The following is a 23,682-nucleotide window of genomic DNA, read 5'->3' as shown; positions in this document are numbered from 1 at the left end:
CCAAAACAAGGCCAAGGAGGACCGGATATGAACAGAAAACAGTTAGCCAAAATGATGGACCACACGATTCTCAAGGCGACCGCCACCCCCGCGCAGGTCGAGCAGATCTGCCGGGAGGCGCTCGAGATCGGCGCGGCGTCGGTCTGCATCAACCCCTGCAACATCGAACAGGCCAGGCGCCTGTTGGACGGCAGCGGCGTCAGGGTCTGCACCGTCATCGGCTTCCCGCTCGGCGCGAACACCCCCGAGGTGAAGGCGTTCGAGACGCAGGACGCCATCCGGCGCGGCGCCGAGGAGGTGGACATGGTCATCAACGTGGGAGCCCTGCTCGCGGGCGACGACGAGACTGTCTACCGCGACATCAAGGCCGTTGTGGACGCCGCAGCGGGCACCCTCACAAAGGTCATCATCGAGACCTGCTACCTCTCCGACGATCAGAAGAAGACCGCCTGCGAGCTTGCGATGCGCGCGGGAGCGGACTTTGTCAAGACCTCCACCGGCTTCGGCACCGGCGGCGCGACCCCTCACGACGTCGCCCTCATGCGCGGCGTGGTCGGCTCCAAGCTGCAGGTCAAGGCCTCCGGCGGGATCCGCACCTACGAGGACGCGGCGGCCGTGGTGGAAGCGGGCGCCGACCGGCTGGGCGTCTCGGCCAGCCTGACCATTCTGCAGGGGATTCCGGAATAATCCCTGCTTTCTGTGGGAGAGAAGAAGATGTTTGATACCGTGATATCCGGCGGCGTGATCATCTCCGCCCACGACCGCTACAAGCCCCTTTCGGGCAGCGTCGGCATAACGGACGGCCGCATCGCCTATGCGGGGCCCCATCCGCTCACGGCGGCGGACGGGCGCGCCTTTGTGGACGCGCGCGGAAAGATCGTGATGCCCGGGCTCGTGAACGGGCACTGCCACGGCGATATGGGCTTTGCCAAGGGCGGCGCGGACAACACCACGCTGGGCGAGCAGATGGAGCGGTTTGCGGAACACAACTGGTATTACGACCGCGTCACCGACGAGGACCGCTACCACGCCCGCCTGCTGACCTATGCCGAGGCGCTGCTCAGCGGCACCACGATGCTGGTGGAGAACATGTACTGGAGCCTCGGGCCCCTCTCGCAGGAGGCGTTTGCGAAGATCGGCCTGCGCGGCGCGCCGGCGGAGGATGTGCGATACGACTTTTACCGTTCGGACGGGTTTTTGACCGACGGGATGCTCGAGGCCTTCCAATCCCGCTGCCGGGAGTACGGCCTCATCCCCCTGCTCGGCACGCTGCCGGAGGAGGAATTCACCCGGGAGCGCCTGCGCCGGGTACGGGAGATCGTCGAAAAGAGCGGCTGCCATTTCACGAGCCACCTCGCGGAGACCCCCTGGCGCCACGCGGCCGCGGTGGAGCGGATGGGCGAAAGCCCCGTCAGGGCGCTCGACCGCTGCGGCCTGCTGACGGAAAAATACATCGGCTCCCACGCGGTCTACCTCGACGGGGAGGAGATCGCGCTGATGGCAAAGCGGGGCGCCAAGGTGGTGAACACCCCCATCTGCGAGATGAAGATCGCCGACGGACTCGCCCCTATCCCCGCGCTTCTGAAGGCGGGGGTAACCGTGGCGCTCGGCACCGACGGCGCCATGTGGAGCAACTCCAACGACCTCTTCCGCGAGATGAAATGCCTGCTGCTCGTCCACAGCCTGCACGGCGGGGTACGCACCCTCACGGCGCACGACGCGCTCGACATGGCCACCGTGAACGGCGCGAAGCTCTTCGGCCTCGAAAACGAGCTCGGCACCATCGAGCAGGGCAAGCTGGCCGACCTCATCCTCGTGGACGCCTCCCGCCCGCACATGACGCCGCTGCTGACGGGGCGCGCCGAAAACGTGAGTTCCAACGTCGTCTACTGCGCCACCGGCGCGGATGTGACCGACGTGTTCGTCGGCGGCCGCCGCCTGGTGCAGGACCGCCGCATCCCCGGACTCGACCTCGGGGAGATTCAGCGGCGGGTCGCCGCCGTCTCCGAAAAAGCCCTCGGGGCGGACTGAACCCCCCGCCCCCATGACAACAGGAACCTTATCAAAACGCCTGCAAGGAGGAAATTATGAAAAAGCTCATCTCTACCGTTTTAAGCCTCTGCCTCATCCTGACGCTGCTGGCGGCCTGCGGCGGCAAGCCCGCCGGCGAAGCAGCCCCGGCGGATTCCGCCGCTCCCGCGGCGGACGGCGGGGACGCCGTGCGCGTCGTACTCATCGGCAACCAGAAGTTCGGCGACAACGGCCCCATGGACGACATGGCCGCCGCGGGCGAACGCGCCGCCGCCGAGCTGGGCGTGGAGTTCAAAAAGATCGAATCCTCCCCCGCCTCCTTTGAGGAGGACATCCGCAGCATGTCGCAGGAGGGCTACGACCTCGTGATCACCACCTTCGGCTACATGTCCGACGCGACCAAGCTGGTGGCGCAGGAGTTCCCCGACACCAAGTACGCCGCCATCTTCCAGGAGATCAACACCCCCGAGGAGCCGGTCGCCAACCTGTGGGACGCCGTCTTCCGCGGCCAGACCACCTTCTATGTCGACGGCTACATCGCGGGGCTGGCCACCAAGACCAACCGCGTGGGCTTCATCGTCGGCGGCGAGGAGCCCGGCCCGAACGCCGAGGGCAACGGCTTCATGCGCGGCGTGCGCGACGCCAACCCCGACGCGGTGGTGGAATTTGCCTATGCCAGCTATGAGGACAGCGCCAAGGCCAAGGAGGTCGCGCTCGCCATGATCGACAAGGGCTGCGACGTCATCCAGGGCGACTGCGCCGCCCCCGACGCGGGCATCATCGAGGCGGTGAACGAGACCGGCAAGGACGTCTTCGTCATGAGCTGCATCATGGACTACACCGACGCAAGCAAAAACTTCGTCGGCACGATCAAGATGAACTACGGCACCGCCGTCTACGACGCGATTCAGGCGGTCGTCGACGGGAACTTCCCCGGCGGGCAGCAGGGCATCCGCGACATCACCAATGACGGCTACTACCTCTACTGGGAGGCGTACGACTCCTTCCCCGAGCGCACCGACAATGCGGAATACGCCGCGGCTTTCAAGGACGCCATCGCCAAGGGCAAGGAGATCGAGGCGAAGATCAAGGCGGGCGAGCTCGTGGTCGAGTTCGACCCCATCGCGCCCGACTGGAACCGCATCGCGGCTGAATAGGCATCCCCCGGCGGGCCCTGCGCCGCGTTCGAGCGCGGCGCAGGGCCGCTTTCAAAAAAACGGGGCGGCCCCGCCGTCCGCATCAAATTTTCCGGGAGGTAAACTGTTATGGCAAATCAGGCTAGCAAGGCAACCGCGCCGACCGTCGACGGAAAGGTCTACCACCTGCGTCTCGCCAAGGGGGACGTCCCCCCTTACGTCGTCCTGCCCGGCGACCAGGCCGCGACCGAACACATCTCCGCCGTCTGGCAGGATACGAAGGAGATCGCTTACAACCGCGAATACCGCACCGTGACGGGCGTTTATGAGGGCTTCGACATGGCGATGACCTCCACCGGCATCGGCTGCCAGCCGGCGGAAATCTGCCTCAACGAGCTCAAGAAGGTGGGCGTGCACACCTGCGTCAAGGTGGGCTGCGCCGAAGCGATCCGCACCGACCTCGACCTCGGTGACATCATCATCCCCGCCGCCTGCATGCGGAAGGGCGGCGCCGTGACCCACTACGTGAAGCCCGAGTTCCCCGCCTTCGCCGACCCCCGCGTCGTAAAGGCCCTCATCGAGGCCTGCCGCCGGCTCGGCTACCGCTACACGATGGGCGTGGTCTGCTCGATCAGCTCCTACTACGTCGGCCAGGGCCGTCCGCTCGACGGGGACGAGGAGAGCTTCTTCCCGCCCGAGGCTGCGAACGTCGTCGACCGTCTGCGCAACGCGAAGGTCGTGGCGATCGACAACGAAACGGCCGGCGAGCTGGTCATGGGCTACCTGCACAAGATGCGCATGGGCGCGGTACTGGCTGTGAACGCGAACCGCGTCACCGGAGCCTGGGGCGACAACGGCGGCGAGGAGAAGGCCTGCCGCATCGCGAGCGAGGCGATCCGCATCCTGCGGGAGACGGACACCGAAAAAACCATCCGCACGCTCTACGCCTGAGGCGGAACCGAGAAACAGGAAAGGGGACCGACTATGAAAAAACTCGATCAGATACTCGACCCGAAGACGGAGGACGGGAGATCCTACTACCTGCACCTGCGGGAGGGCGACATGCCCGGCTATGTGATCATTCCCGGTTCTCCCGAGCGCACCGCAAAGATCGCCGCCAACTGGGAAAACGTGCGGGATGTGGCCCACAGCCGCCACTACATCTCCAAACGCGGCGTCTACCAGGGCATGGAGCAGGGCACCACCTCCACCGGCATCGGCGCGCTCAGCGCGGAGATCTGCTTAAACGAACTGAAAAAATCCGGCGTGCACACCGTTCTGCGCGTGGGCACCACCGGCTGCATCGACCCCAATTTTGAAAACGGCGACCTGCTCATCCCGGTGGCGTGCATCGCCCGGGACGGCTCCTCCGAGTGCTACATCGACCCCGAATTCCCCTCCTTCGCCGATCCCGTCATGGTCATGGCGCTGGCGGAGGCGTGCGAGCGGCTCGGCTTCCGCTACGGGCTCGCGCTCGAATACACCGCGGGCTCCTTCTACCTCGGGCAGGGCCGCCCGCTCGGCGACGAGCCGGACAGCTACTGGCCCTCCTGGGCGAAGGACATCATGCCCGACATCGAGCAGCAGGGCGTCAAGGTGCTCGAGATGGACACGGCCGGCCAGTTTATCATCGGCTATCTGCACGGCATGCGCATCGCGGCGGTCCTTTCGGTGGTCGCGGCGCGCAAGAACAACAATTTTGCCTACAACAACGGCGAGGAAAAAGCCTGCCTGGCTGCATCCGAGGCACTCAAAATCCTGAAGGAGTGGGATGAGCGGGGCGAGTTCGGGAGGTAAGGTCCATGCCCTCTGCAATCGAGCTTCTCCACATCACCAAGCGCTACCCCGGCGTCATCGCCAACGACGACGTCTCCATCCGCATCGGGCAGGGCGAGATCCACGGCCTGATCGGGGAGAACGGCGCAGGCAAATCCACCATCATGAGCATCCTCTACGGCATGGTGAAGCCGGACGAGGGGACCATCAAAATTTTCGGGCAGGAGTGTGAAATCTCCTCCCCGATGGACGCCATCCGCCGCGGCATCGGCATGGTGCACCAGCACTTCATGCTGATGCCCGACGAGACGGTGCTGCGCAACATCATCCTCGGCCGCACCCCGCGCAGGGGGCTTTCGATCGACGAGACGCGCGCCGCCCGGGAGATCACCGAAATTATGGACCGCTACAGCCTCAAGGTGGACCTCGGCGCGAAGATCAGCCAGATCTCGGTAGGCGAAAAGCAGCGGATCGAAATCCTCAAGGCGCTCTACCGGCAGGTAAAAATCCTCATCCTCGACGAGCCCACCGCAGTGCTGACCCCCGCCGAGACGGACGGGCTTTTGAACATCATGCGAAAGCTCCGGGAGCAGGGCTGCACGATCGTCTTCATCACCCACAAGCTCAAGGAGGTCCTGGCCGTCACCGACCGGGTCACGATCATGCGCAAGGGGGTCGTCACCGGCGCGGGCGAGACCTCCGAAATGAACGTACGCAGGCTCTCCGAACTGATCGTCGGGCGCGAGGTCGCCACCGAGGTCCCGATGAAGCCCTTTTCGCCCGGCGAAAAGGTGCTCGAGCTCCGGGAGGTGCGCACCGCGCCCCGGCCCGGGCGAATGCCGCTGCACGACGTGTTCCTTTCGGTGCGGCGCGGCGAGATCGTCGGCGTGGCGGGGGTCGAGGGCAACGGCCAGTCCGATCTTGCGGAGGCAATAGCGGGCATGATCCCCCTTGAGGCGGGCAGCGTCCGCCTCTGCGGCCGCGAGATCGGCCGGGACTCCATCCGCCGCAGGCGGCAGAAGGGGATCGGGCACGTGCCGGAGGACCGCCTCAAAACGGGCGTCTCCAAGAGCTGCACGATCAGCGAAAACCTCATCCTCAACCGCTATTACACCCCGCCCTACTCAAAGCGCGGCGTCTTTTCCCACGCGAAGATCTCCCGCTTTTCCGAGGAGCTCTGCAAAAGCTTCCTCGTCAAGACCCCTGACGCGACCTATCCGCTCTCCACCCTGTCGGGCGGCAACATGCAGAAGGTCGTCTTCGCGCGGGAGTTCGAATCGTCGCCCGAGCTGCTGATCGCGGCGCAGCCCACGCGGGGCGTGGACATCGGTGCGATCGAATACATCCACGGCAAGCTGGGCGAGCTGCGCGACGAGGGCAGGGGCATCCTGCTCATCTCCGCCGAACTCGACGAGATTCTCGCCCTCTCCGACCGGATCGTCGTCATGTACGAGGGGGAGCTTGTGGGGCAGTTCCTGCGCGGCGAGGCGGACGAATATGAGATCGGCGAATACATGCTGGGCGCGAAACGCCGGGAGGTGCGCGATGAAGAATAGTCTTTGGGCCAAGCGCATACGCGGCGCGGGCAAAGCGGTCGGCCGCCAGGTGGCGATGATGCTGGTCGCAATCGTGATCGTCATGATCTTCCTCGCCGTCTCCGGCTACGACCCCGCCGCCGTGCTCCAGGGGCTGGGGCGCGCCTTCACCCGCGACCTGGCCGGCACCATCCGCTGGGCCACCCCCCTCATCCTGGCGGGGGTCGCGGTCTGCATCCCCTTCAAGGCCGAGGTCTTCAACCTCGGCGTGGACGGGCAGATCTACCTGGGGGCGATCGCCTCCACCTGGATCGCGCTGGCCCTGCCGGAGACGACCGGCAGGCTGGGGCTTTTGCCCGTCTTTCTCGCCGGGGCGGCGGCGGGTGCGCTCTTCGCGCTCATCCCGGCGCTCATGAAGGTCTATTTCGGCACCGACATGGTCGTCACCACTCTGCTGCTCAACTTCGTCGGCCAGCTGCTGACCGAGTTCATGGCAGCCGAAGTGATGCGCGACCCGGAAAAGATCACCCAGATGAACGCGAGCCGTACCCTCCCCGAGGCTCTCTGGATGCCCAAGCTGGGGGCGTTCGGCGCCTCCTCGGCGAGCGTCGGCATCTACCTGGCGGTCATCGTCGCGCTCATCGCCGCCTTCCTCTTCTTCAAAACCACGCTGGGGTATGAGATCAAGCTCGTGGGCACCAACCAGCAGTTCGCCCGCTACGGCGGTATGAAGCCCAACGGCATCATATTGAAGGTCATGGCGCTCAGCGGCGCGGTGGCCGGCGTCATCGGGGCCATGGAGGTCACGGCGGTGCAGCACAAGCTGATCGCCGCCTTCAACCCCGACATCGGGTTCGACGGCATCGTGGTCGCGCTGCTCGCCAACAACAACCCCCTCGGCGTCATCCTGTCGGGCTTCTTCTTCGGCGCGCTCAAGAACGGCGGCAGCATCATGCAGCGGGTCACCAGCGTGCCCCAGATCGTCACCGAGATCATCATGGCCATCATCATCCTCACAATCAGCGCGGACGTCGGCTTCAAATTCATCCGCAGAAGGAAGGAGCGAAAGACCCATGGAAATGCTGTTTAACGCGAGCGTGTGGGCCGCCGCCGTGCGGGTGGCCACTCCCCTTCTGCTGGCGGCATTCGGCTGCCTGCTCTGCGACAAGGCGGGCATCACCAACCTCGCCATCGACGGCTTCATCACCGTGGGCTGCTTCATCTGCGTGGCCGTGACGGACCAGTGCGGCGGCAACGTCTGGCTCGGGATGCTGGGCGCCGTCGCCGGCACCGCCCTCTACAGCGCGATCTTCGGACTGGCGGTCGTGCGCTTTCGGGCCAACCACATCATCGCGAGCATCGCGATGAACCTGTTGAGCGGCGGGCTCACCACCTTTTTGATGGCGGCCGTCTTCAATACCCAGGGGCTCTACCGCCTCTCGAACATCCAGAAGCTCCCCCTCTTCCACCTCGATTTCCTCGATGGCATCCCTTTCGTCAACGCGTTCCTCAATAACCAGAGCTACGTCGTCCTGCTCACGATCGCGCTCATCTTCGTCATGCGCTTTCTGCTGCGGCGGACGGAATACGGCCTCAAGGTGACCGCCCTCGGGCAGTCGGAGGGCGCGGCGAAATCCGCCGGCATCTCCCCCGCGCGCATCCGCTGGAGCGTGGTGCTCCTGTCGGGGGCGTTCTGCGGGCTCGCGGGGGCCTACCTCTCCACCACCATCCTCTCGGAGTTCTCGGAGGGCATGGTGGCAGGGCGCGGCTTCACCGCCTATACCGCCGTCGTCTTCGGCGGCTCCAACCCCATCGGCGTGGCGCTCGTCACCCTGCTCTTCGGCTTCGCGGACGCCATCGGCATCCGGGTGGAGCTGCTCGGCACAGGCATCCCCTCGTCGATCATCTCGATGCTGCCCTACGTGCTGGCCCTCGTAGTCCTCACGATCAGCTCCGTCTCCACCAAGCTCCGGCAGGACGGCCGGTTCCATCTGCGCCCCCTCTCGGTTGGGAGCCACAATCTATCATAAAGGAAGGATTTTATGTCCAGGGTTACTTTGATCGTCCTTGACAGCGTGGGCGTGGGCGCCCTGCCCGACGCCGCCGCGTTCGGCGACGAGGGGGTCTTCACCCTCGGCCACGTCAAGGAGTATGCGGAAAAAAACATGGGCGGCTTTCGCGTCCCCAACCTGCGCGCCCTCGGCCTCTATAACATCGACGGCCTCGGGCTTGAGGGGGTGGACGCCCCCCGCGCGAACTACGGCAAGTGCCGGGAGTTCGCCCCCGCCAAGGACACCACCACCGGCCACTTCGAGATGAGCGGCCTGCTCGTGGAAAAGCCGAACAAGATTTTTCTGGACGGCTTCCCCAGGCGGATCACCGACGAATTGGAAAAGCGCATCGGCGTGGGGGTGATCGGCAACTACCTCGCCTCCGGCACCGAGATCATCCAGGTGCTCGGCGAGGAGCATATGCGCACCGGCCGCCCGATCATCTACACCTCGGCGGACAGCCTTATGCAGATCGCCATGCACGAGCAGATTATCCCCCTCGAACGGCAGTACGAGATCTGCCGCATCGCCCGCGAGCTGCTGATGGGGGACGACACCGTTTCCCGCATCATCTGCCGCCCCTTTGTCGGCTCCCCCGAGACCGGCTTCACCCGCACCGAAAACCGCAAGGACTTTTCGATCGACCCGCCGGGCAAAACCGTCCTCGAGTACCTGAAGGACGCCGGGCGCGACGTCATCGCGGTCGGCAAGATCGAGGACATCTTCAATAACGTGGGCATCACCGAGGTCGACCACACCCGCAACAACCGGGAGGGGATCGCGTCGACCCTTAAATACCTCGAACGCGATTTCGACGGGCTGCTCTTCGTGAACCTCGTGGACTTCGACATGCTCTACGGCCACCGCAACAACGCCCGGGGCTATGCCGAGGCGCTCGAATATTTCGATGAAAAGCTCCCCGAAATCCTCGCGCTCCTGAAGGAGGACGACATCCTCCTCATCACCGCCGACCACGGCTGCGACCCCACCACCAAGGGGACCGACCACACCCGCGAATACATCCCCCTGCTCGTGTACGGCCCGCGGCTCAAAAGCGGCGTGAACCTGCACGTGCGCGGCACCTTCGCGGACATCGCCGCGACGGTCGCCGACCGCTTTGACATCCACGATTTCCCGGCCGGGACCTCCTTCCTGCCGGAAGTCACCCCTTAATATCCAGCGAAAGGAGTTTTCACCATGCCCTTTTTGCATTTCAGCACCACCAAGGCGCTTACCCCGCCGCAGAAGGCCGCCCTTTCCGCCGGAATCGCGGACTGCGTGCGGCTCCTGCCCGGCAAGCCCGCCGACCGCGCCATGATCCGCATCGACGCGGGCTGCGAAATCTACCGGGGCGGCGAGATCGCCGAGTGCGCCTTTCTGGAGACGGTCTTCCAGAAGCCCCTGCCCATCGAAGCGCAGAGGGCGTACATCGAGGCGCTCTACGCCCTGATGAAGGAGCAGCTCGGCTTGGAAATCCCACAGGTCTACTTCGCGATGGTCGATCTCGACACCTGGGGCTCGCGGGGCACCCTCCACTGAACGGACGCGAAAAAGCGGCACGCCTTCGGCGTGCCGCTTTTTTCCTGCGCCGAAACCGGGGATTCCGTCAATTTGATACAAGACAAATTCCGCGCCGGGTGTTATGATAGGGGACAGACCGAAACCGGGAGGGATCGCCATGGCGGAGGAACGCCGCGTCTGTTACGATAGCGACCTGAAGATCGAGGCCTACCAGTTCCAGGGCCTGATGCAGAAATTTCCCAACCACTTCCACGACCACTACGTGGTGGGGTTTATCGAGAGCGGCAAGCGCCACCTCTCCTGCAAAAACCGCGACTACATCCTCGTGTCGGGGGATATGCTGCTTTTAAACCCGCGCGAAAACCACGAGTGCGAGCAGGTGGACGAGCGGGCGCTCGATTTCCGCTGCCTCAACATCCCCGAGGCGGTGATGGAATCGGTCATGGAGGAGATCACCGGCAGCCGCCGGCTGCCCGAATTTTCCGAGCCGGTCGCGCTCCAGGCGGAGGAGGCCCTGCTCCTGCGGGAGGTCCACGAGATGATCATGGAGGGCAGCGCCGACTTTGCCAAGGAGGAGGCATTCCTCTTCCTGATCGAGCGGGTGGTGGGCCGCTACGCCCAGCCGGCCGCAGGCCGTCCCGAGGCGGAAAACGCGGGCGTCCAGCGGGTGCGCGCCTTCGTGGACGCGCACTACGCCGAGCCGGTCTCCCTCGATGAGCTGGCAAAGGCGGCGGACATGAATAAATTCGTCCTGCTCCGGGCGTTCACGCGGGAGCGGGGCATCACCCCCTACCAGTACCTGCTGACGGTGCGCATCAACAAGGCGAAGGAACTGCTCGAACAGGGCGCGCAGCCGATCGAAGCCGCCATGTCCAGCGGCTTCACCGACCAGAGCCACTTCACCAACGCCTTCAAGCGCTTCATCGGCCTGACGCCCGGTCAGTACCGGGAGATTTTCCGTGAGAAATGAGGGAACCATCTTGCCAAAGCAAACCGTCCAGGGCCACCTCGCGGCGGCCCTGACCATCCTGATCTGGGGTACCACCTTTATCTCGACCAAGGTACTGCTCCGCGACTTCGCCCCCGTTGAAATCCTCTTCTTTCGCTTCTGCATCGGCTTTCTCGCCCTGCTTGTGATCTGTCCCCGCCGCCTGCGCTCCACCGGCTGGAAGCAGGAACGGTATTTCCTCTTTGCGGGGCTGACGGGCGTCACCCTCTATTTCCTGCTGGAAAACATCGCGCTGACCTACTCCCTCGCCTCCAACGTCGGCGTCATCATTTCGGTTGCGCCCTTCTTCACCGCGCTGCTCGCCCACTTCTTCCTGAACGGCGAGCCGCTGCGGAGCGGCTTTTTCATCGGCTTTGCCGTCGCGCTCGCGGGCATCGCGCTCATCAGCTTTAATGGGGCCGCCGTCCTGCGCCTCAACCCCCTCGGCGATCTGCTCGCCCTGCTCGCGGCCCTCGTGTGGGCGGTCTACGCGGTCCTCACCCGCCGCATTGCCGCGTTCGGCTGCCCCACAGTCCAGGCCACCCGCCGCGTCTTCTTCTACGGGCTGCTCTTCATGCTCCCCGCCCTGCTGTTCACCGATTTCCACTGGGGCTTCGCGCGCTTTGCGAATCCCATGCTCCTTTTCAACATCCTCTACCTCGGGCTGGGGGCCTCCGCCCTCTGCTTCGTCACCTGGAACTTCGCGGTCCGGCGGCTCGGCGCGGTCAAGACGAGCGTCTACATCTACTGCGTGCCGGTCATCACCGTCGCGACCTCGGTGATCGTCCTGCGGGAACGGATCACCCCCCTTGCGGCCGGGGGCGTCCTGCTGACGCTGGCGGGGCTGGTCCTCTCGGAACGGAATCCAGGGAAGGGAGATGTGTCGGTATGTCCAAAAGCGGACAAAAGTGCGTCCTGGTGATCGACGGGGCCCTGCCCGCGGGGGTGGCCGCGAATACGGCGGCCATCCTCGGGATCACGCTGGGCAAACGCTTCCCCGAGATCGTCGGACCGGACGTGGCCGACGCGGCCGGCCGGGTCCACACCGGCATCACCGGCTCCCCCATCCCCATCCTGAAGGGGGACCGCGCGCTGCTCCACGACCTGCGCGAGCGGCTTTGCACGGAGGAATTTTCCGGCCTGTTGACCGTCGATTTCTCCGATGTGGCGCAGCGGTGCCGCGTCTACGACGAATACATCAGCGGGGCCGCCGCGGCCTCCCCGGAGGAGTTCACCTACTACGGCCTGGCGATCTGCGGAGACGCCAAAAAGGTCAGCCGCCTCACCGGTAGCCTGCCGCTGCTGCGGTAACGAATAAAAACGCCCCCGTACCCGGCGCGCCGGGTACGGGGGCGTTGTGCATTTGATCCTTAAAGGTCGGGGGTCGTCGGCGGGGATTTGCGCAAAGGCGCGGCCTGCTGGAACCCGTAGGCGATCTCAATGAGGGTGGGCTCGCTCCACGGGCGGCCGATGATCTCCATGCCGACGGGCACGCCGATGGGGGCGTTCTCGTCCGGCGTGCTGTAGCCGGCGGGAACCGCGATCGACGGGAACCCGGTCACCGAGCAGAGCACGCCGTTGCGCTGCTGCTGGCTGCCGCCCGTCTTGCAGACGAGCTGCTGCTGGTGCGGGTAGACCATCGCGTCAAGCTCGTAGTCGGCCATCAGCTTCATGACCTTGGTCTGGGTCTGCGCGCGCAGGATCAGCCGCTGGTTGTATTCCGGCGTGCCGGTCGAAAGCTGCATCGCCTTCTCCAGGTTCTCCTTGATGCCGGGATGGAACTTGCCCGACGCCATGACCTCCTCCACCGAATGGACGGGGGCGCGCGGAGGCAGGGCGTTCAGGTAGATGTTGAGGTGGTCCTTGAGGTCGTAGAGATGGACGCTGACGCTCGAGGTGAGCCAGCCGGAGTCGATCTCCTCGGTGATGGGGACGACCTCGGCGCCCTGCTCGCGCAGGACCTCGATCGCCGCGCGCACGACGCGGTTGACCTCCTCGTGCACGTCCTTCTTGCCGAAGAAGCTCTCGAGCACGCCGATCCGCTTGCCGCGAATGCCGTCCTTCTTGAGGTATTCGGCGTAGCTGCCCTGCTGGAGCTTATCGACGCACCAGGCGGTCTCGTCGTCCTTCCTGTCGTAGCCCGCGATCACGTCGAGCACGGCCACGGCGTCCTCCACCGTGCGGCAGATGGGGCCGGCGGTGTCCTGCGTGAAGGAATAGGGCACGACCCCGCTGCGGCTCACCAGCCCGATGGTGGGGCGGATGCCCACGAGGGAGCAGGCGGAGGAGGGGGAGCGGATCGAGTTGATCGTATCGGTGCCGATGCCGAGGATGCCGAAGTCGGAGGCGATCGCCGCGCCCGTGCCGCCCGACGAACCGCCCGGCGTGCGGGTCAGGTCGTAGGGGTTGAGGGTCTGGCCGAGGATCGAGCTGATCGTCTCGCCCCAGATGGCAAACTCGTGCAGGTTGGATTTTGCGAGGATGATCGCGCCCGCTTCCCGCAGGCGCCTGGTGATGAAGGCGTCCTCGTCGGGCGTAAAGCCGCGCAGGCTCTCCGAGCCCGCGGTGGTCGGCATATCCGCCGTGTCGACGTTGTCCTTGAGGATGACCGGGATGCCGTGCAGCGGGCCGGTCAGCCCCTTCTCCTTAAGCGCCGCGTCGAGGCGGTCGGCCTCCTCGAGCGCCTTGGGATTGACGAGGATGATCGCGTTGAGGCAGGGCCCCTTCTGGTCATACGCGTCGATCCGCCCCAGGTAGTACTCCACGAGCTCGCGGCAGGTCACTTCCCCCGCCAGCATCGCGCGGTGCACCTCGGCGACCGTGGTTTCCTTAAAATTAAAAGGCATAACTGCAGGTTCCCCCTTTCAGGTCAGAGGCGTCAAACAGGCAGGAAGAGGACGCCCAGGATGAAGATCAGCCCGCTCATCAGCATGATGGCGGTGGTGTAGCCCATGATGTCCTTCGCCTTCAGGCCGGTGACGCCGAGCAGCGCGATCGCCCAGAACGGCTGGAACATGTTGGTCCAGGTGTTGCCGTAGCCGACCGCCAGCGCGGTCTTGATGATATCGGCGTTCATCATCATCGCCGACTGGACCGCGATCGGGCCCTGAACCGCCCACTGGCCGCCGCCGGAGGGGACGAACAGGTTGACGATCGAGGCGCTGATGAAGGTCCACAGCGGGAAGGTGAAGGGCGTGCTGATCGAGACGAGTCCGGTCGCGAGGATGTCGACGAGGCCGGAATACTTGATCATGCCCATGATGCCGGCATAGAGCGGGAACTGGAAGACGATGCCGCTGACGCCGCCGATGCCGTTTTTGACGGCACGGATGTAGTTTGCGATGTTGCCGTGCATGATGATGCCGGCGAAGAGGAAGATGGCGTTGACCATGTTGATATCGAGGTCAAAGCCCTTGGTCGCGAAGTGGTAGACGATATACACCACGCCCATCAGCGCAAGCGCATAGGCCAGGATGCGGCTGTGGTTGAGGCGGTCGCCCACGGAGGGGTTCTCGGGCATCTCGTCGACCGCTTCGCTCTCCAGCTCGATCATTTCGATCGCGGTCTTTTCGAGCGGGCTCACATGCTCCTCCTTGGGATGCAGCATGCCGGCGAAGATCGGCGGCAGCACGAGCAGCGCGATCGTAATGATGATGTTCATCGGGTTGAACATGTACTGGGAAATCGGGATGACGCCGATCTGGTCCTCGAGGAAGTGGCCCGGCGTCGCGATGAGCAGGCCGATGGAGGAGGAGAGCATCCCCTGCCAGGTCATCTGGCCGACATACGCACCCGCCGCAATCAGGCCGTACTCAAACGGGATCTTTTTGATGCGCAGCTCCTTGGCCAGCTCCTTGGCCAGCAGCGCGCCCACGATGAGGCTGAGGCCCCAGTGCAGGAAGGAGGCCAGGACGGATACGAAGGTGACCAGCCAGGCGGCCTGCTTGCCGCTCTTGGCGATCCCGGCCAGCTTGCGGATGCCCTTCTTCGCGATGGGCGCTTCCGCGACCGCGGATCCGGTGATGATGATCAGGCACATCTGCATTGCAAAGGCCAGCAACTCCCACAGACCCTTGTACCAGTTCTGAACCATCTGCATCGGAGTCTGCCGCGCGACCACAATGCCCAGGACAAACGCGATGAGGGTCAGCACGACCGCGAAAATACTCGGGTCGGGCATGTACTTCATCGACCATCTTGTCAGGGAGGCACCTACCCTTGCGATGACATTGCCTTCGTCCCTGCGGACCGGTTTCGACTCACTCGCCATGAAAACATCGCCTCTTTCTCTCTGTTTATTTATCCATCGGGGCGCGTCGTTACGCCCCGTTAGGACCACACACAGACAAGCAATTTCCAGTTTTCGACAATTTATATAATTTTTGATCACAATATTAACCTATTTTGTACAATCATCATACCACATCCGCTCCTCTTTGTACAGCGCGCCGGAAACGACAAAAAAATGGGCATCGTGGAAAAATTTCCACGACACCGTTGTCGTTTACGTAAATAATTATAATTTCGATCTTCCTCCTTGTCAATTCGCGCCATCCACCCCTTCGCAATTTTGGGGAGTCCTCCAAAAATTTCCCCAGAAAAAGTCGGGATTTTGCCTGTTTTTTCAACTCGCAGTTTGTGGAGCTTCCACTATGCAAATCCGCCCATTCGCGGTATAATGGTCTCGGACCGTTGTAAAAAATACCAATTCCCAAAAGGGGCGTGACAGATGCTTTCCGATAAGAAACTCTTCCTCTTCGACATCGACGGGACGGTCGCCATCGACGAAACGCTGATCGACGGAAGCCGCGAGCTCTTCTCCCACATCGATTCGATCGGCGGCAAGTCGATTTTCATCACCAACAATTCCACCAAGGGCGTCCGCGACTACATGGAAAAATTCCGGCGCATGGGGGTCGAGACCGACGAAAGCAATTTCATCACCGCCTCCTACGCGGCGGCCATCCATCTGCGCGCCCACTACCCGGGGAAAAAGGTCTTCCTGCTCGGCACCCGCTCCTTCGCCGGGGAGCTGCGCGCGGCGGGCGTCGATGTGACCGAGACGCTCGAGCCGGGCATCGCCTGCGCCGTCGTCGGCTTTGACAGCGAGCTCACCTACCGCAAGGTGGAGCTCCTCTGCGAGCTGCTCCTCACCCGTCCGGTCGACTACCTGGCCACCAACCCCGACCTCTGCTGCCCCGTGGGGTTCGGCGCGGTGCCCGACTGCGGCGCGATCTGCAAAATGATCGGCTGCGCGGTGGGCCGCGAGCCCCTCTTCATCGGCAAGCCCAACCGCGTGATGGTCGACCTCTGCCTGGGGGCCGCCGGCTTCTCCCCCGACGAAACGCTCGTGGTCGGGGACCGGCTCTACACCGACATCGCCTGCGGCGTCAACGCCGGCGTGGACACCGCCGTCGTCTTTACCGGCGAGGCGAAGCCGGAGGACATCCCCGCCTCCCGCTGGCAGCCGACCTGGCAGTTCCCCGACGTGCGCGCGCTGCTGAACGCGCTGCGCGAATAGACTTGAGAAAATCACACGAGCACGGAGGAACCGACATGGACTATATCCAGAATAACAAGGCCGCCTGGGAGGAGGCGTTCGAGCACCGGAAGCCCGGTTGGGGCGAGAACAACCACGAACGGCTGCTCGACGAACGTCTTCCCTTCTTCTGCGCGGACGTGGCAAGGGAGCTGGAGTCCGTCGACTGGAGCGGCAGGGCGGTCGCCCAGTTCTGCTGCAACAACGGGCGCGAGCTGCTCTCCCTCCTGCGCCTCGGCGCGGCGAGCGGGACCGGCTTCGACATCGCGGAAAACATCCTCGCGCAGGCGGCCGAAACCGCGAAAAAGGCGGGCGTCGGCAACTGCCGGTTCGTCGCCTGCAACATCCTCGACATCCCGGAGACCTTCCACAGTAGCTTTGACTTCGTCTTCTTCACCATCGGGGCGATCACCTGGTTCCGGGACCTGGGACCGCTCTTCCAAAAGGCGGCGGACTGCCTGAAGCCGGGCGGCCGGTTTCTGCTCCACGATTTCCACCCCTTCATGAACATGCTGCCCATGCCCGGCGAGCCCGCCTTCGACCCGGAACGCCCCGACCGGGTCGCCTACTCCTATTTCCGCCGGGAGCCCTGGCTCGAAAACGAGGGGATGGGTTACCTGTCGGAGCGGTACGCCTCCAAAACCTTCACCAGCTTTTCGCACACGATGGCCGACATCGTCGGCGCGGTCAGCGCGGCGGGGATGCGCGTCGAAAAGCTGCGGGAGTTCGATTACGACGTCGGGCTGACCGACGCCTACGACGGGAGGGGGCTGCCCCTCTCCTTCCTGCTCACCGCCGAAAAGGACCGCGCGAAGTGAGTTCTCCGCGGTGAAAAACCCCCGCCCCGGTACCCGGGGCGGGGGTTTTTGTCACCTCACCAGTTTGTCGAGCAGCGCGGCGATCTCCTCGATCTTTTCCTCCGCCGCGCCGTTTTCGCACGCGTCCCGCACGCACCCCTCAAGATGCGCGCGAAGCACCTCCCGGTTGGCGCGCCCTAAAATCGACTCGGCCGCCATGATCTGGTTGGACACGTCGATGCAGTAGCGGTCCTCCTCCACCATCTTGAGGATGCCGTCGATCTGCCCGCGCGCCGTGCGCAGCAGGCGGGCGACCTGTTCCCTGTCCGCCCGCATGTCAGCTCAGCGAGACGACGTCGTAGCCCGCGTCGGTGACGGCGGCCTTCAACTGCTCGTCGGACGCCCTGCCCTCCGTCTCAATGGAGGCGGTCTTGGCCTCGAGGTCGACCTTCGCCGTCACGCCGTCGAGCGCGTTCAGCGCCTTTTCCACCCGCGCGGAGCAGTGTCCGCAGCTCATGCCTTCGATCACCATCGTCTTTTTCATGGAAATGATTTCCTCCTTTGGGTTGATTTTTTCTTGCTGATTACTATTTGTATTGGAAGCCGCGGCCCTCCGCGGCTGGAACAGCTTGAGGCGCAGGGCGTTCGAGACGACGCACACCGAGCTTAAACTCATGGCCGCCGCGCCGAACATCGGATTGAGCTTCCAGCCGAACACCGAGAAGAAGACGCCCGCCGCCAGCGGGATGCCGATCGAGTTATAGAAGAACGCCCAGAAGAGGTTCTGCTTGATGTTGCGGATGACCGCGCGCGACAGGTCGATGGCCGTCACCGCGTCGAGCAGGTCGCTCTTCATGAGCACCACGTCGGCCGATTCGATCGCCACGTCGGTGCCCGCGCCGATCGCAATGCCCACGTCCGCGCGGGTGAGGGCAGGCGCGTCGTTGATGCCGTCGCCCACCATCGCGACCTTACGGCCCTGCTCCTGCAGCTTGGCGACCTCCCGCTCCTTGTCCTGCGGGAGCACCTCCGCCACCACCCGGCCGATGCCGAGCTGCTTCTGGATGGCGGCCGCGGTGCGCTTGTTGTCGCCGGTGAGCATCACCACGTCGACGCCCATCTGCCCGAACGCCTCGATCGCCGCGCGGCTGGTCGGCTTGACCGTGTCGGCCACCGCGACCACGCCGAGCGCCTTGCCCTCGCCGGCAAAGTAGAGGGGGGTCTTGCCCTCCCCTGACAAGGTCTCGCCCTTTTCAGCGAAGCCGCCGAGCTCGATGCGGTTTTCCTCCATCATCCTGCGGTTGCCCGCGAGGTAGCGGACGCCGCCCACCTCGGCCGCGACGCCCTGCCCCGCGACCGCTTCAAACCCCGTCACGGCGCGCAGAGAGAGGTTCCGCCGTGCGGCCTCTTCGACGATCGCGGTGGAGAGCGGGTGCTCCGACGGCTTTTCCACCGAGGCGGCGATCGTCAGCAGCTCCGTCTCGGAGAGGCCATCCGCCGTCCGGATATCGGTGACGCGCGGTTTGCCCTCGGTGATCGTGCCCGTCTTGTCGAGCACGACGGTGTCGATCGTGTGGGCGGTCTCGAGCGCCTCGGCGGATTTGATGAGGATGCCGTTTTCCGCGCCCTTGCCGGTGCCGACCATGATCGCCACCGGGGTAGCGAGGCCGAGCGCGCAGGGGCAGGAGATGACGAGCACCGCGATGCCGATCGAGAGCGCGAACTCCACCGTATGCCCGAGCAGCAGCCAGGTCACGGCGGCGATCACGGCGATGCAGATGACCACCGGCACGAACACGCCGCTCACCTTGTCGGCGAGCTTGGCGATGGGGGCCTTGGAGTTGGCCGCGTCCTCAACGAGCGCGACGATCTGCGCGAGGGTGGTGTCCGCGCCCACCTTGGTGGCGCGGAATTTGAAGTAACCGGAGCGGTTGATCGTCGCCGCGATCACCCGGTCGCCCGGGCCCTTGTCCACCGGGATGCTCTCCCCGGTGATCGCCGATTCGTCGACCGCGGCGCTGCCCTCGGTAATCTCCCCGTCAACCGGGATGCTCGCGCCCGGCTTGACGATCAGCAGGTCGCCCACCGCGACCTCCTCGACCGGGATTTCCGCTTCGACGCCCTCCCGCTCGACGAGCGCCGTCTTGGGCGCGAGGTCCATCAGCTTGGTGATCGCCTCGCTCGTCTTGCCCTTCGAGCGGGTTTCGAGGAACTTGCCGAGCGTGATGAGCGCCAATATCATGCCCGCCGACTCGAAGTAGAGATCCATCGAATACTGCTCCACCAGGGCGGTGTCGCCGTGCCCGAGCCCCCAGCCGATCATGTAGATCGCCACCACGCCGTAGATCATCGCCGCCGCCGAGCCGATCGCGATCAGCGAATCCATGTTGGGCGCGCCCTTGAAGAGGGTCTTGAAGCCCACCTGGTAGTATTTGCGGTTGACGTAGGCGATCGGAAGCGTCAGCAGCAGCTGGGTGAACGCGAAGACGAGCGCGTTTTCCGTCCCGTGCAGGAAATGGGGCAGCGGCAGGCCCATCATATGCCCCATCGAGATGTAGAAAAGCGGGATCAGGAAAACGAAGGAGACGATCAGCCGCCGCTTCATGTTGGCGATCTCGGCCGCCATCGGGTCGGCGGCTGGCGCTGCCTTCGCCTGCGGGCGGGACGAAGCCGCGCCCGCGTGCACCGAGGCTCCGTAGCCGGCTTCCTCGACCGCATGGATGACGGCGGCGTCGCTCGAGGCCGTCTCGTCGTAGTCGACCGCCATATTGTTGGAGAGCAGGTTGACCGTCACCGACCGGACGCCCGGGACCTTCGCCACGCTCTTTTCCACGTGCGCCGAGCAGGCGGAACAGGTCATGCCCGTCACATCGAATTTTTGCTTCATGGCTTTCATCCTTTCGATACCCCCCGGGGGTGGGGGTGGGTCTGCTGTTATTCTATACCGATTTTATCCACTTGTCAAGGGGTTTGCGCGCTTTACATCGGTAACGCGATGATGTATAATAAACTCTGCCTTATCTAAGATTCCCGGAACCATCCGGATTTATAGGGGGAAACACCATGCTCATCGACTTTCACACCCACATCTTCCCCGACGCGCTCGCCGCAAAGACGCTGCCGCGCCTCTCGCACATCGCCTATGACAGCCCCTACCACACCGACGGCACCGAGCGCGGCGCGCTCGACGCCATGTCCGCCTGGGGCGTGGACCGCGCCGTCGTGCTGCATATCGCCACCAAACCCGGCCAGCAGAAGACCGTCAACCGCTTCGCCGCCGAGGTGCAGGCGCGCAACCCGAACATGCTCTGCTTCGGCACCGTGCATCCGAAGGACCCCGGCGCGGCCGACGAGATCGCCGAAATCAAGGCCGCCGGCCTCTGCGGCGTCAAGCTGCACCCCGCCTATCAGGCGTGCTATTTCGGGGACGAGGCGTATTTTCCAATCTACGCCGCCATCGAAAAAGCGGGGTTGCCGCTCCTGCTGCACGCGGGGCGCGACCCCGTCAGCAGAGAGAATTTCGCGCCCGCCGGCCAGATCGCGGCCGTCGCGCGCGCCTTCCCGCGCCTCGCCCTCGTCGCCGCGCACATGGGCGCGCTTGGCCAGACGGAACCCGCCGAGCGGTATCTCTGCGATCTGCCCAACGTCTATTTCGACACGGCCATGAGCTCCGTCTACCTCGAGCCGGGCGAGTACCTCCGCCTCATCCGCAAGAAGGGCGCCGACCACGTGCTCTTCGGCACCGACTGCCCCTGGAACACCGTTGAAAACGAGCTCGGTATGCTCGAGCGCCTCGGCCTTACCGGGGAGGAACTCGAGGACATCAAGTGGAGGAACGCCGAGAGGCTGCTGCCCCAGGGGGACTTTTGAAAAAGTCCCCCTGGACCCCGAAAACTTTTAACAGGCCCGCCGCCCCGCGCCGCCGTCCGCTCGGCCCATGCGGCAGAGCTGAAAAACGGTCCCCCGGGCCCTCAAAACCTTTGGCGGGTCCGCCGTGCGGTTTGCCGCAAGCATATCCATCCCCCCGCCCGCCCTACGGGCGGGGGCTTCGTCTTTTTGCACGGAAATTCCGGCGCGGCGCGCGAATTTACAATATTCCATTGTCTTTTGCACATAATTTGATTATAATATGATTCTGCAATGGTATTTTTATCCGGGTTTATCCGGGCTTTCGGAGGATTTTATGCAGCAGCTCACCCAGCAGTTATTTGAGTTCCTGTCAGGCGCGGGCCGCGAGCTTGCCCTCTTCCTCGTGTCGATGGTGCCGCTCATCGAGCTGCGCGGCTCCATTCCGCTCGGCGCGCTCTTTGGGATGGACTGGCCGACCGTCTTTGTCATCTCGGTCGTCGGCAACCTGCTGCCCGTCCCGTTTATCGTGCTTTTCGGCAGGCCGCTCTTCCGCTGGCTCAAGTCCACGCGCCTGCTTTCCGGGCTTTCCACCCGCATCGAAAACCGGCTCATGGCAAAGTCGGACAAGGTCACCCGCTACGAGTCCATCGGGCTCTGCCTCTTCGTGGCCGTGCCCCTGCCGGGCACCGGGGCGTGGTCGGGCGCGGCGATCGCCGCGCTGCTCGGGATGCGTATGCGCCCCGCGCTGCTCTCGATCACGCTGGGCGTGCTGATCGCCGGGGTCATCATGACGGTGGGGTCCTACGGGCTGCTCGGCTTTTTGAATCTCTTCTGACGGCTGGTCAAATGAACGGAAAGGGGACGGCGGTGTGGACAAGTATAAAAAGCTGCTCTCCAACACGCTGATCTTTGCAGTCGGCACCTTCAGCTCGAAGGTGCTTGTTTTTCTGCTCGTTCCTTTCTATACCCGCGTGCTTGCTCCGGGAGAACTCGGCGACGCCAACCTGCTCGCACAGACCGCCAACCTGATCATCCCGCTCGCGTCGATCGGCATGTCCAACGCCATCATCCGGTTCGGCATCGACCGCGCCACCGACAAGCGGGACGTTTTTACCGGCGCGCTCACCGCCATTTTTTCCGGGTATGTGCTCCTGCTCGCCTTCTATCCGCTCCTCTCCCGCGTCGAGATGCTCGAGGGCGGCGCGCCGCTCGTCTACCTCTATGTGCTCACCTCCTGCATGCGCTCCCTCTGCGCCCAGTTCGTGCGCGCCAAGCAGTTCATCAAGCTCTATGCCTTCGACGGGGTGCTCAGCACCATTTTGGTCATCACCTTCAACATCATCTTTCTGGTGGTGTTCCACCTCGGCCTCACAGGGTACCTGCTCGCCACCATCGCCGCCGATTTCCTCTCCTCCGTCTTCCTTTTCACTATCGCGGGCCTGCGCCGGTATATCCGTTTCCGGGGTTGCGACTGGTCGGTGCTCGGCTCGATGCTGCGCTATGCCGTCCCCCTCATCCCCGCGAATATCTTCTGGTGGGTCACCAACGCCTCCGACACCTATTTCATCAAATACTACATCGGTTCGGACGCAAACGGCCTGCTCACCATCGCCTACAAGGTCCCCACGATCATCAACCTGCTCTCCGGCATCTTCACCGACGCCTGGCAGATGTCCGCCTTCACCGAGGACGGCCCCGGGCGCACCCGCTTTTTCAGCAACGTCTTCGCCGCCTATCAGGCGTTTATCTTCTCCGCCGCCTCGGGCCTGCTGCTCTTCAGCAAGTTCGTCATCCACATTCTTGCGCACGGCGAATACCTGGAGTCGTGGAAGTATACCCCCTTCCTGCTGCTGGCCACCTCCTTCTCCTGTTTCGTCACCTTCCTGGGCAGCATCTACATGACCGAGAAGAAGAGCGTCGCCACCCTCGTCACCACCGCGCTCGGCGCGGGCGCGAACGTCATCCTCAACGCCCTGCTCATCCCCCGCTTCGGCATCAACGGCGGCACCTTCGCCACCTTCGCCAGCTACCTCATCGTCTTTGCCGTGCGCATCGTCGACACCCGCCGCTTCATCAAGCTCCACTGGAGCCCCTTCAAGCTGCTGCTCAATCTCGCCATCCTTCTCGGCCAGACGTGGGTGCTCCTCAACCTTGAGGCCGGCTGGATCCTGCCCGAGGCCCTCCTCTGCGCCCTCCTGCTCGCCCTCAATTTCCGCCAGATGCTCGCCAACGCGCAGAAAATTCTGAAGAAGCGGTAGCCAAAGGGAACTTTTGAAAAAGTTCCCTTTGGAAACCCTCAAAACGTTTGGTTCAGGCGGCCTGCGGCAGCTTTCCGCACACGCCGCCCGTGCCGGAGGGAACCCGCATACCGGTTTCGCGGCCCAACCCGATCTCCTTTTTTATCAGTTCCCTTTGGAAACCCTCAAAACGTTTGGTTCAGGCGGCCTGCGGCAGCTTTC

At 64.1% G+C, this 23,682-nt stretch carries 23 protein-coding genes; 19 read left to right on the top strand and 4 right to left on the bottom strand.

Translation table 11 applies throughout. The annotated features are described in order from the left end of the window. Positions 1 to 27: 27 nt before the first annotated feature. The 13 genes from deoC (at position 28) to RCI06_RS01460 (ending at position 12,349) form a co-directional block, all read left to right on the top strand. On the top strand, positions 28 to 687 hold the full coding sequence (gene deoC / locus RCI06_RS01520) for a deoxyribose-phosphate aldolase (protein ID WP_276872535.1): 660 nt from the start codon (positions 28 to 30) through the stop codon (positions 685 to 687). Positions 688 to 714: 27 nt separating this feature from the next. Further along, the gene (locus tag RCI06_RS01515; protein ID WP_306573789.1) at positions 715 to 2,031 is read left to right on the top strand and encodes an amidohydrolase family protein; all 1,317 of its coding nucleotides are present in this window, start codon (positions 715 to 717) and stop codon (positions 2,029 to 2,031) included. 56 nt (positions 2,032 to 2,087) lie between these two features. Beyond that, positions 2,088 to 3,188 (top strand): BMP family ABC transporter substrate-binding protein, encoded by a 1,101-nt coding sequence (locus RCI06_RS01510; protein WP_242970868.1) that lies wholly within the window; start codon positions 2,088 to 2,090, stop codon positions 3,186 to 3,188. 108 nt (positions 3,189 to 3,296) lie between these two features. Further along, positions 3,297 to 4,118: a nucleoside phosphorylase gene (locus tag RCI06_RS01505; protein ID WP_276872533.1), complete on the top strand. Its 822-nt coding sequence runs from the start codon at positions 3,297 to 3,299 to the stop codon at positions 4,116 to 4,118. Between the two features lie 33 nt (positions 4,119 to 4,151). Next, positions 4,152 to 4,964, top strand: a complete 813-nt coding sequence (locus RCI06_RS01500) for a nucleoside phosphorylase (RefSeq protein ID WP_101552227.1) — start codon at positions 4,152 to 4,154, stop codon at positions 4,962 to 4,964. A gap of 5 nt (positions 4,965 to 4,969) precedes the next feature. Next, entirely contained in the window at positions 4,970 to 6,499 is a 1,530-nt protein-coding gene (locus RCI06_RS01495; RefSeq protein WP_306573787.1) for an ABC transporter ATP-binding protein, read from the top strand. Next, a complete protein-coding gene (locus tag RCI06_RS01490; protein WP_158595549.1) occupies positions 6,489 to 7,568 on the top strand; it encodes an ABC transporter permease in 1,080 nt (359 codons plus the stop codon). The genes RCI06_RS01495 and RCI06_RS01490 overlap by 11 nt, the downstream gene beginning before the upstream one ends. Beyond that, positions 7,552 to 8,508 (top strand): ABC transporter permease, encoded by a 957-nt coding sequence (locus RCI06_RS01485; protein WP_306573784.1) that lies wholly within the window; start codon positions 7,552 to 7,554, stop codon positions 8,506 to 8,508. Before RCI06_RS01490 ends, RCI06_RS01485 begins: the two co-directional genes overlap by 17 nt. Before the next feature lie 12 nt (positions 8,509 to 8,520). Then, positions 8,521 to 9,702, top strand: coding sequence for a phosphopentomutase (locus tag RCI06_RS01480; RefSeq protein WP_276872532.1), 1,182 nt, complete (start codon positions 8,521 to 8,523; stop codon positions 9,700 to 9,702). 24 nt (positions 9,703 to 9,726) lie between these two features. Beyond that, positions 9,727 to 10,068: a phenylpyruvate tautomerase MIF-related protein gene (locus tag RCI06_RS01475; RefSeq protein ID WP_306573782.1), complete on the top strand. Its 342-nt coding sequence runs from the start codon at positions 9,727 to 9,729 to the stop codon at positions 10,066 to 10,068. Positions 10,069 to 10,207: 139 nt separating this feature from the next. Beyond that, positions 10,208 to 11,020 (top strand): AraC family transcriptional regulator, encoded by an 813-nt coding sequence (locus RCI06_RS01470; protein ID WP_306573780.1) that lies wholly within the window; start codon positions 10,208 to 10,210, stop codon positions 11,018 to 11,020. 7 nt (positions 11,021 to 11,027) lie between these two features. Next, positions 11,028 to 11,960 (top strand): DMT family transporter, encoded by a 933-nt coding sequence (locus tag RCI06_RS01465; RefSeq protein ID WP_306573864.1) that lies wholly within the window; start codon positions 11,028 to 11,030, stop codon positions 11,958 to 11,960. Next, complete coding sequence (locus tag RCI06_RS01460) at positions 11,927 to 12,349, top strand: DUF2000 domain-containing protein (RefSeq protein WP_306573778.1); 423 nt, start codon at positions 11,927 to 11,929, stop codon at positions 12,347 to 12,349. The genes RCI06_RS01465 and RCI06_RS01460 overlap by 34 nt, the downstream gene beginning before the upstream one ends. Before the next feature lie 59 nt (positions 12,350 to 12,408). On the opposite strand, the gene RCI06_RS01455 is transcribed toward RCI06_RS01460, so the two are convergent. Together RCI06_RS01455 and RCI06_RS01450 are read right to left on the bottom strand one after the other, a co-directional pair. Next, a complete protein-coding gene (locus RCI06_RS01455; protein WP_306573776.1) occupies positions 12,409 to 13,884 on the bottom strand; it encodes an amidase family protein in 1,476 nt (491 codons plus the stop codon). A 32-nt stretch (positions 13,885 to 13,916) separates the two neighbouring features. Next, entirely contained in the window at positions 13,917 to 15,308 is a 1,392-nt protein-coding gene (locus RCI06_RS01450) for a short-chain fatty acid transporter (RefSeq protein WP_121586080.1), read from the bottom strand. A 459-nt stretch (positions 15,309 to 15,767) separates the two neighbouring features. Here RCI06_RS01450 and RCI06_RS01445 point away from each other — a divergent pair, with 459 nt between their 5' ends. Further along, the gene (locus tag RCI06_RS01445; protein WP_121586081.1) at positions 15,768 to 16,559 is read left to right on the top strand and encodes an HAD-IIA family hydrolase; all 792 of its coding nucleotides are present in this window, start codon (positions 15,768 to 15,770) and stop codon (positions 16,557 to 16,559) included. Between the two features lie 35 nt (positions 16,560 to 16,594). After that, the gene (locus tag RCI06_RS01440; protein ID WP_306573774.1) at positions 16,595 to 17,395 is read left to right on the top strand and encodes a class I SAM-dependent methyltransferase; all 801 of its coding nucleotides are present in this window, start codon (positions 16,595 to 16,597) and stop codon (positions 17,393 to 17,395) included. A gap of 51 nt (positions 17,396 to 17,446) precedes the next feature. On the opposite strand, the gene RCI06_RS01435 is transcribed toward RCI06_RS01440, so the two are convergent. Both RCI06_RS01435 and RCI06_RS01430 read right to left on the bottom strand, forming a co-directional pair. Next, on the bottom strand, positions 17,447 to 17,710 hold the full coding sequence (locus RCI06_RS01435; protein WP_101552251.1) for a metal-sensing transcriptional repressor: 264 nt from the start codon (positions 17,708 to 17,710) through the stop codon (positions 17,447 to 17,449). Between the two features lies 1 nt (position 17,711). After that, complete coding sequence (locus tag RCI06_RS01430) at positions 17,712 to 20,261, bottom strand: heavy metal translocating P-type ATPase (protein ID WP_306573772.1); 2,550 nt, start codon at positions 20,259 to 20,261, stop codon at positions 17,712 to 17,714. 176 nt (positions 20,262 to 20,437) lie between these two features. On the opposite strand from RCI06_RS01430, the gene RCI06_RS01425 reads away from it, so the two are divergent. From RCI06_RS01425 to RCI06_RS01410, 4 genes are all read left to right on the top strand, one after another. Continuing rightward, positions 20,438 to 21,244 (top strand): amidohydrolase family protein, encoded by an 807-nt coding sequence (locus RCI06_RS01425; RefSeq protein WP_306573770.1) that lies wholly within the window; start codon positions 20,438 to 20,440, stop codon positions 21,242 to 21,244. 313 nt (positions 21,245 to 21,557) lie between these two features. Beyond that, the gene (locus tag RCI06_RS01420) at positions 21,558 to 22,058 is read left to right on the top strand and encodes a small multi-drug export protein (protein WP_101552257.1); all 501 of its coding nucleotides are present in this window, start codon (positions 21,558 to 21,560) and stop codon (positions 22,056 to 22,058) included. Positions 22,059 to 22,092: 34 nt separating this feature from the next. Then, the gene (locus RCI06_RS01415) at positions 22,093 to 23,481 is read left to right on the top strand and encodes a lipopolysaccharide biosynthesis protein (protein WP_306573768.1); all 1,389 of its coding nucleotides are present in this window, start codon (positions 22,093 to 22,095) and stop codon (positions 23,479 to 23,481) included. A gap of 13 nt (positions 23,482 to 23,494) precedes the next feature. Continuing rightward, the coding region (locus tag RCI06_RS01410) for a hypothetical protein (RefSeq protein WP_306573766.1) at positions 23,495 to 23,682 on the top strand (188 nt) is incomplete at its 3' end.

It is taken from the genome of Anaerotruncus massiliensis (ex Togo et al. 2026) (genome assembly GCF_030825285.1).
GTDB lineage: Bacteria > Bacillota > Clostridia > Oscillospirales > Ruminococcaceae > Anaerotruncus > Anaerotruncus massiliensis.
Note: the sequence above shows the minus strand (reverse complement) of the source record. Positions and strands in the feature narration are given on the sequence as shown.

Bases quoted from the DNA above. Each gene is read 5' to 3' on its own strand.
- deoC (WP_276872535.1), top strand. From the start codon at position 28: ATGAACAGAAAACAGTTAGCCAAAATGATGGACCACACGATTCTCAAG.
- RCI06_RS01515 (WP_306573789.1), top strand. From the start codon at position 715: ATGTTTGATACCGTGATATCCGGCGGCGTGATCATCTCCGCCCACGAC.
- RCI06_RS01510 (WP_242970868.1), top strand. From the start codon at position 2,088: ATGAAAAAGCTCATCTCTACCGTTTTAAGCCTCTGCCTCATCCTGACG.
- RCI06_RS01505 (WP_276872533.1), top strand. From the start codon at position 3,297: ATGGCAAATCAGGCTAGCAAGGCAACCGCGCCGACCGTCGACGGAAAG.
- RCI06_RS01500 (WP_101552227.1), top strand. From the start codon at position 4,152: ATGAAAAAACTCGATCAGATACTCGACCCGAAGACGGAGGACGGGAGA.
- RCI06_RS01495 (WP_306573787.1), top strand. From the start codon at position 4,970: ATGCCCTCTGCAATCGAGCTTCTCCACATCACCAAGCGCTACCCCGGC.
- RCI06_RS01490 (WP_158595549.1), top strand. From the start codon at position 6,489: ATGAAGAATAGTCTTTGGGCCAAGCGCATACGCGGCGCGGGCAAAGCG.
- RCI06_RS01485 (WP_306573784.1), top strand. From the start codon at position 7,552: ATGGAAATGCTGTTTAACGCGAGCGTGTGGGCCGCCGCCGTGCGGGTG.
- RCI06_RS01480 (WP_276872532.1), top strand. From the start codon at position 8,521: ATGTCCAGGGTTACTTTGATCGTCCTTGACAGCGTGGGCGTGGGCGCC.
- RCI06_RS01475 (WP_306573782.1), top strand. From the start codon at position 9,727: ATGCCCTTTTTGCATTTCAGCACCACCAAGGCGCTTACCCCGCCGCAG.
- RCI06_RS01470 (WP_306573780.1), top strand. From the start codon at position 10,208: ATGGCGGAGGAACGCCGCGTCTGTTACGATAGCGACCTGAAGATCGAG.
- RCI06_RS01460 (WP_306573778.1), top strand. From the start codon at position 11,927: ATGTCCAAAAGCGGACAAAAGTGCGTCCTGGTGATCGACGGGGCCCTG.
- RCI06_RS01455 (WP_306573776.1), bottom strand. From the start codon at position 13,884: ATGCCTTTTAATTTTAAGGAAACCACGGTCGCCGAGGTGCACCGCGCG.
- RCI06_RS01450 (WP_121586080.1), bottom strand. From the start codon at position 15,308: ATGGCGAGTGAGTCGAAACCGGTCCGCAGGGACGAAGGCAATGTCATC.
- RCI06_RS01445 (WP_121586081.1), top strand. From the start codon at position 15,768: ATGCTTTCCGATAAGAAACTCTTCCTCTTCGACATCGACGGGACGGTC.
- RCI06_RS01440 (WP_306573774.1), top strand. From the start codon at position 16,595: ATGGACTATATCCAGAATAACAAGGCCGCCTGGGAGGAGGCGTTCGAG.
- RCI06_RS01435 (WP_101552251.1), bottom strand. From the start codon at position 17,710: ATGCGGGCGGACAGGGAACAGGTCGCCCGCCTGCTGCGCACGGCGCGC.
- RCI06_RS01430 (WP_306573772.1), bottom strand. From the start codon at position 20,261: ATGAAGCAAAAATTCGATGTGACGGGCATGACCTGTTCCGCCTGCTCG.
- RCI06_RS01425 (WP_306573770.1), top strand. From the start codon at position 20,438: ATGCTCATCGACTTTCACACCCACATCTTCCCCGACGCGCTCGCCGCA.
- RCI06_RS01420 (WP_101552257.1), top strand. From the start codon at position 21,558: ATGCAGCAGCTCACCCAGCAGTTATTTGAGTTCCTGTCAGGCGCGGGC.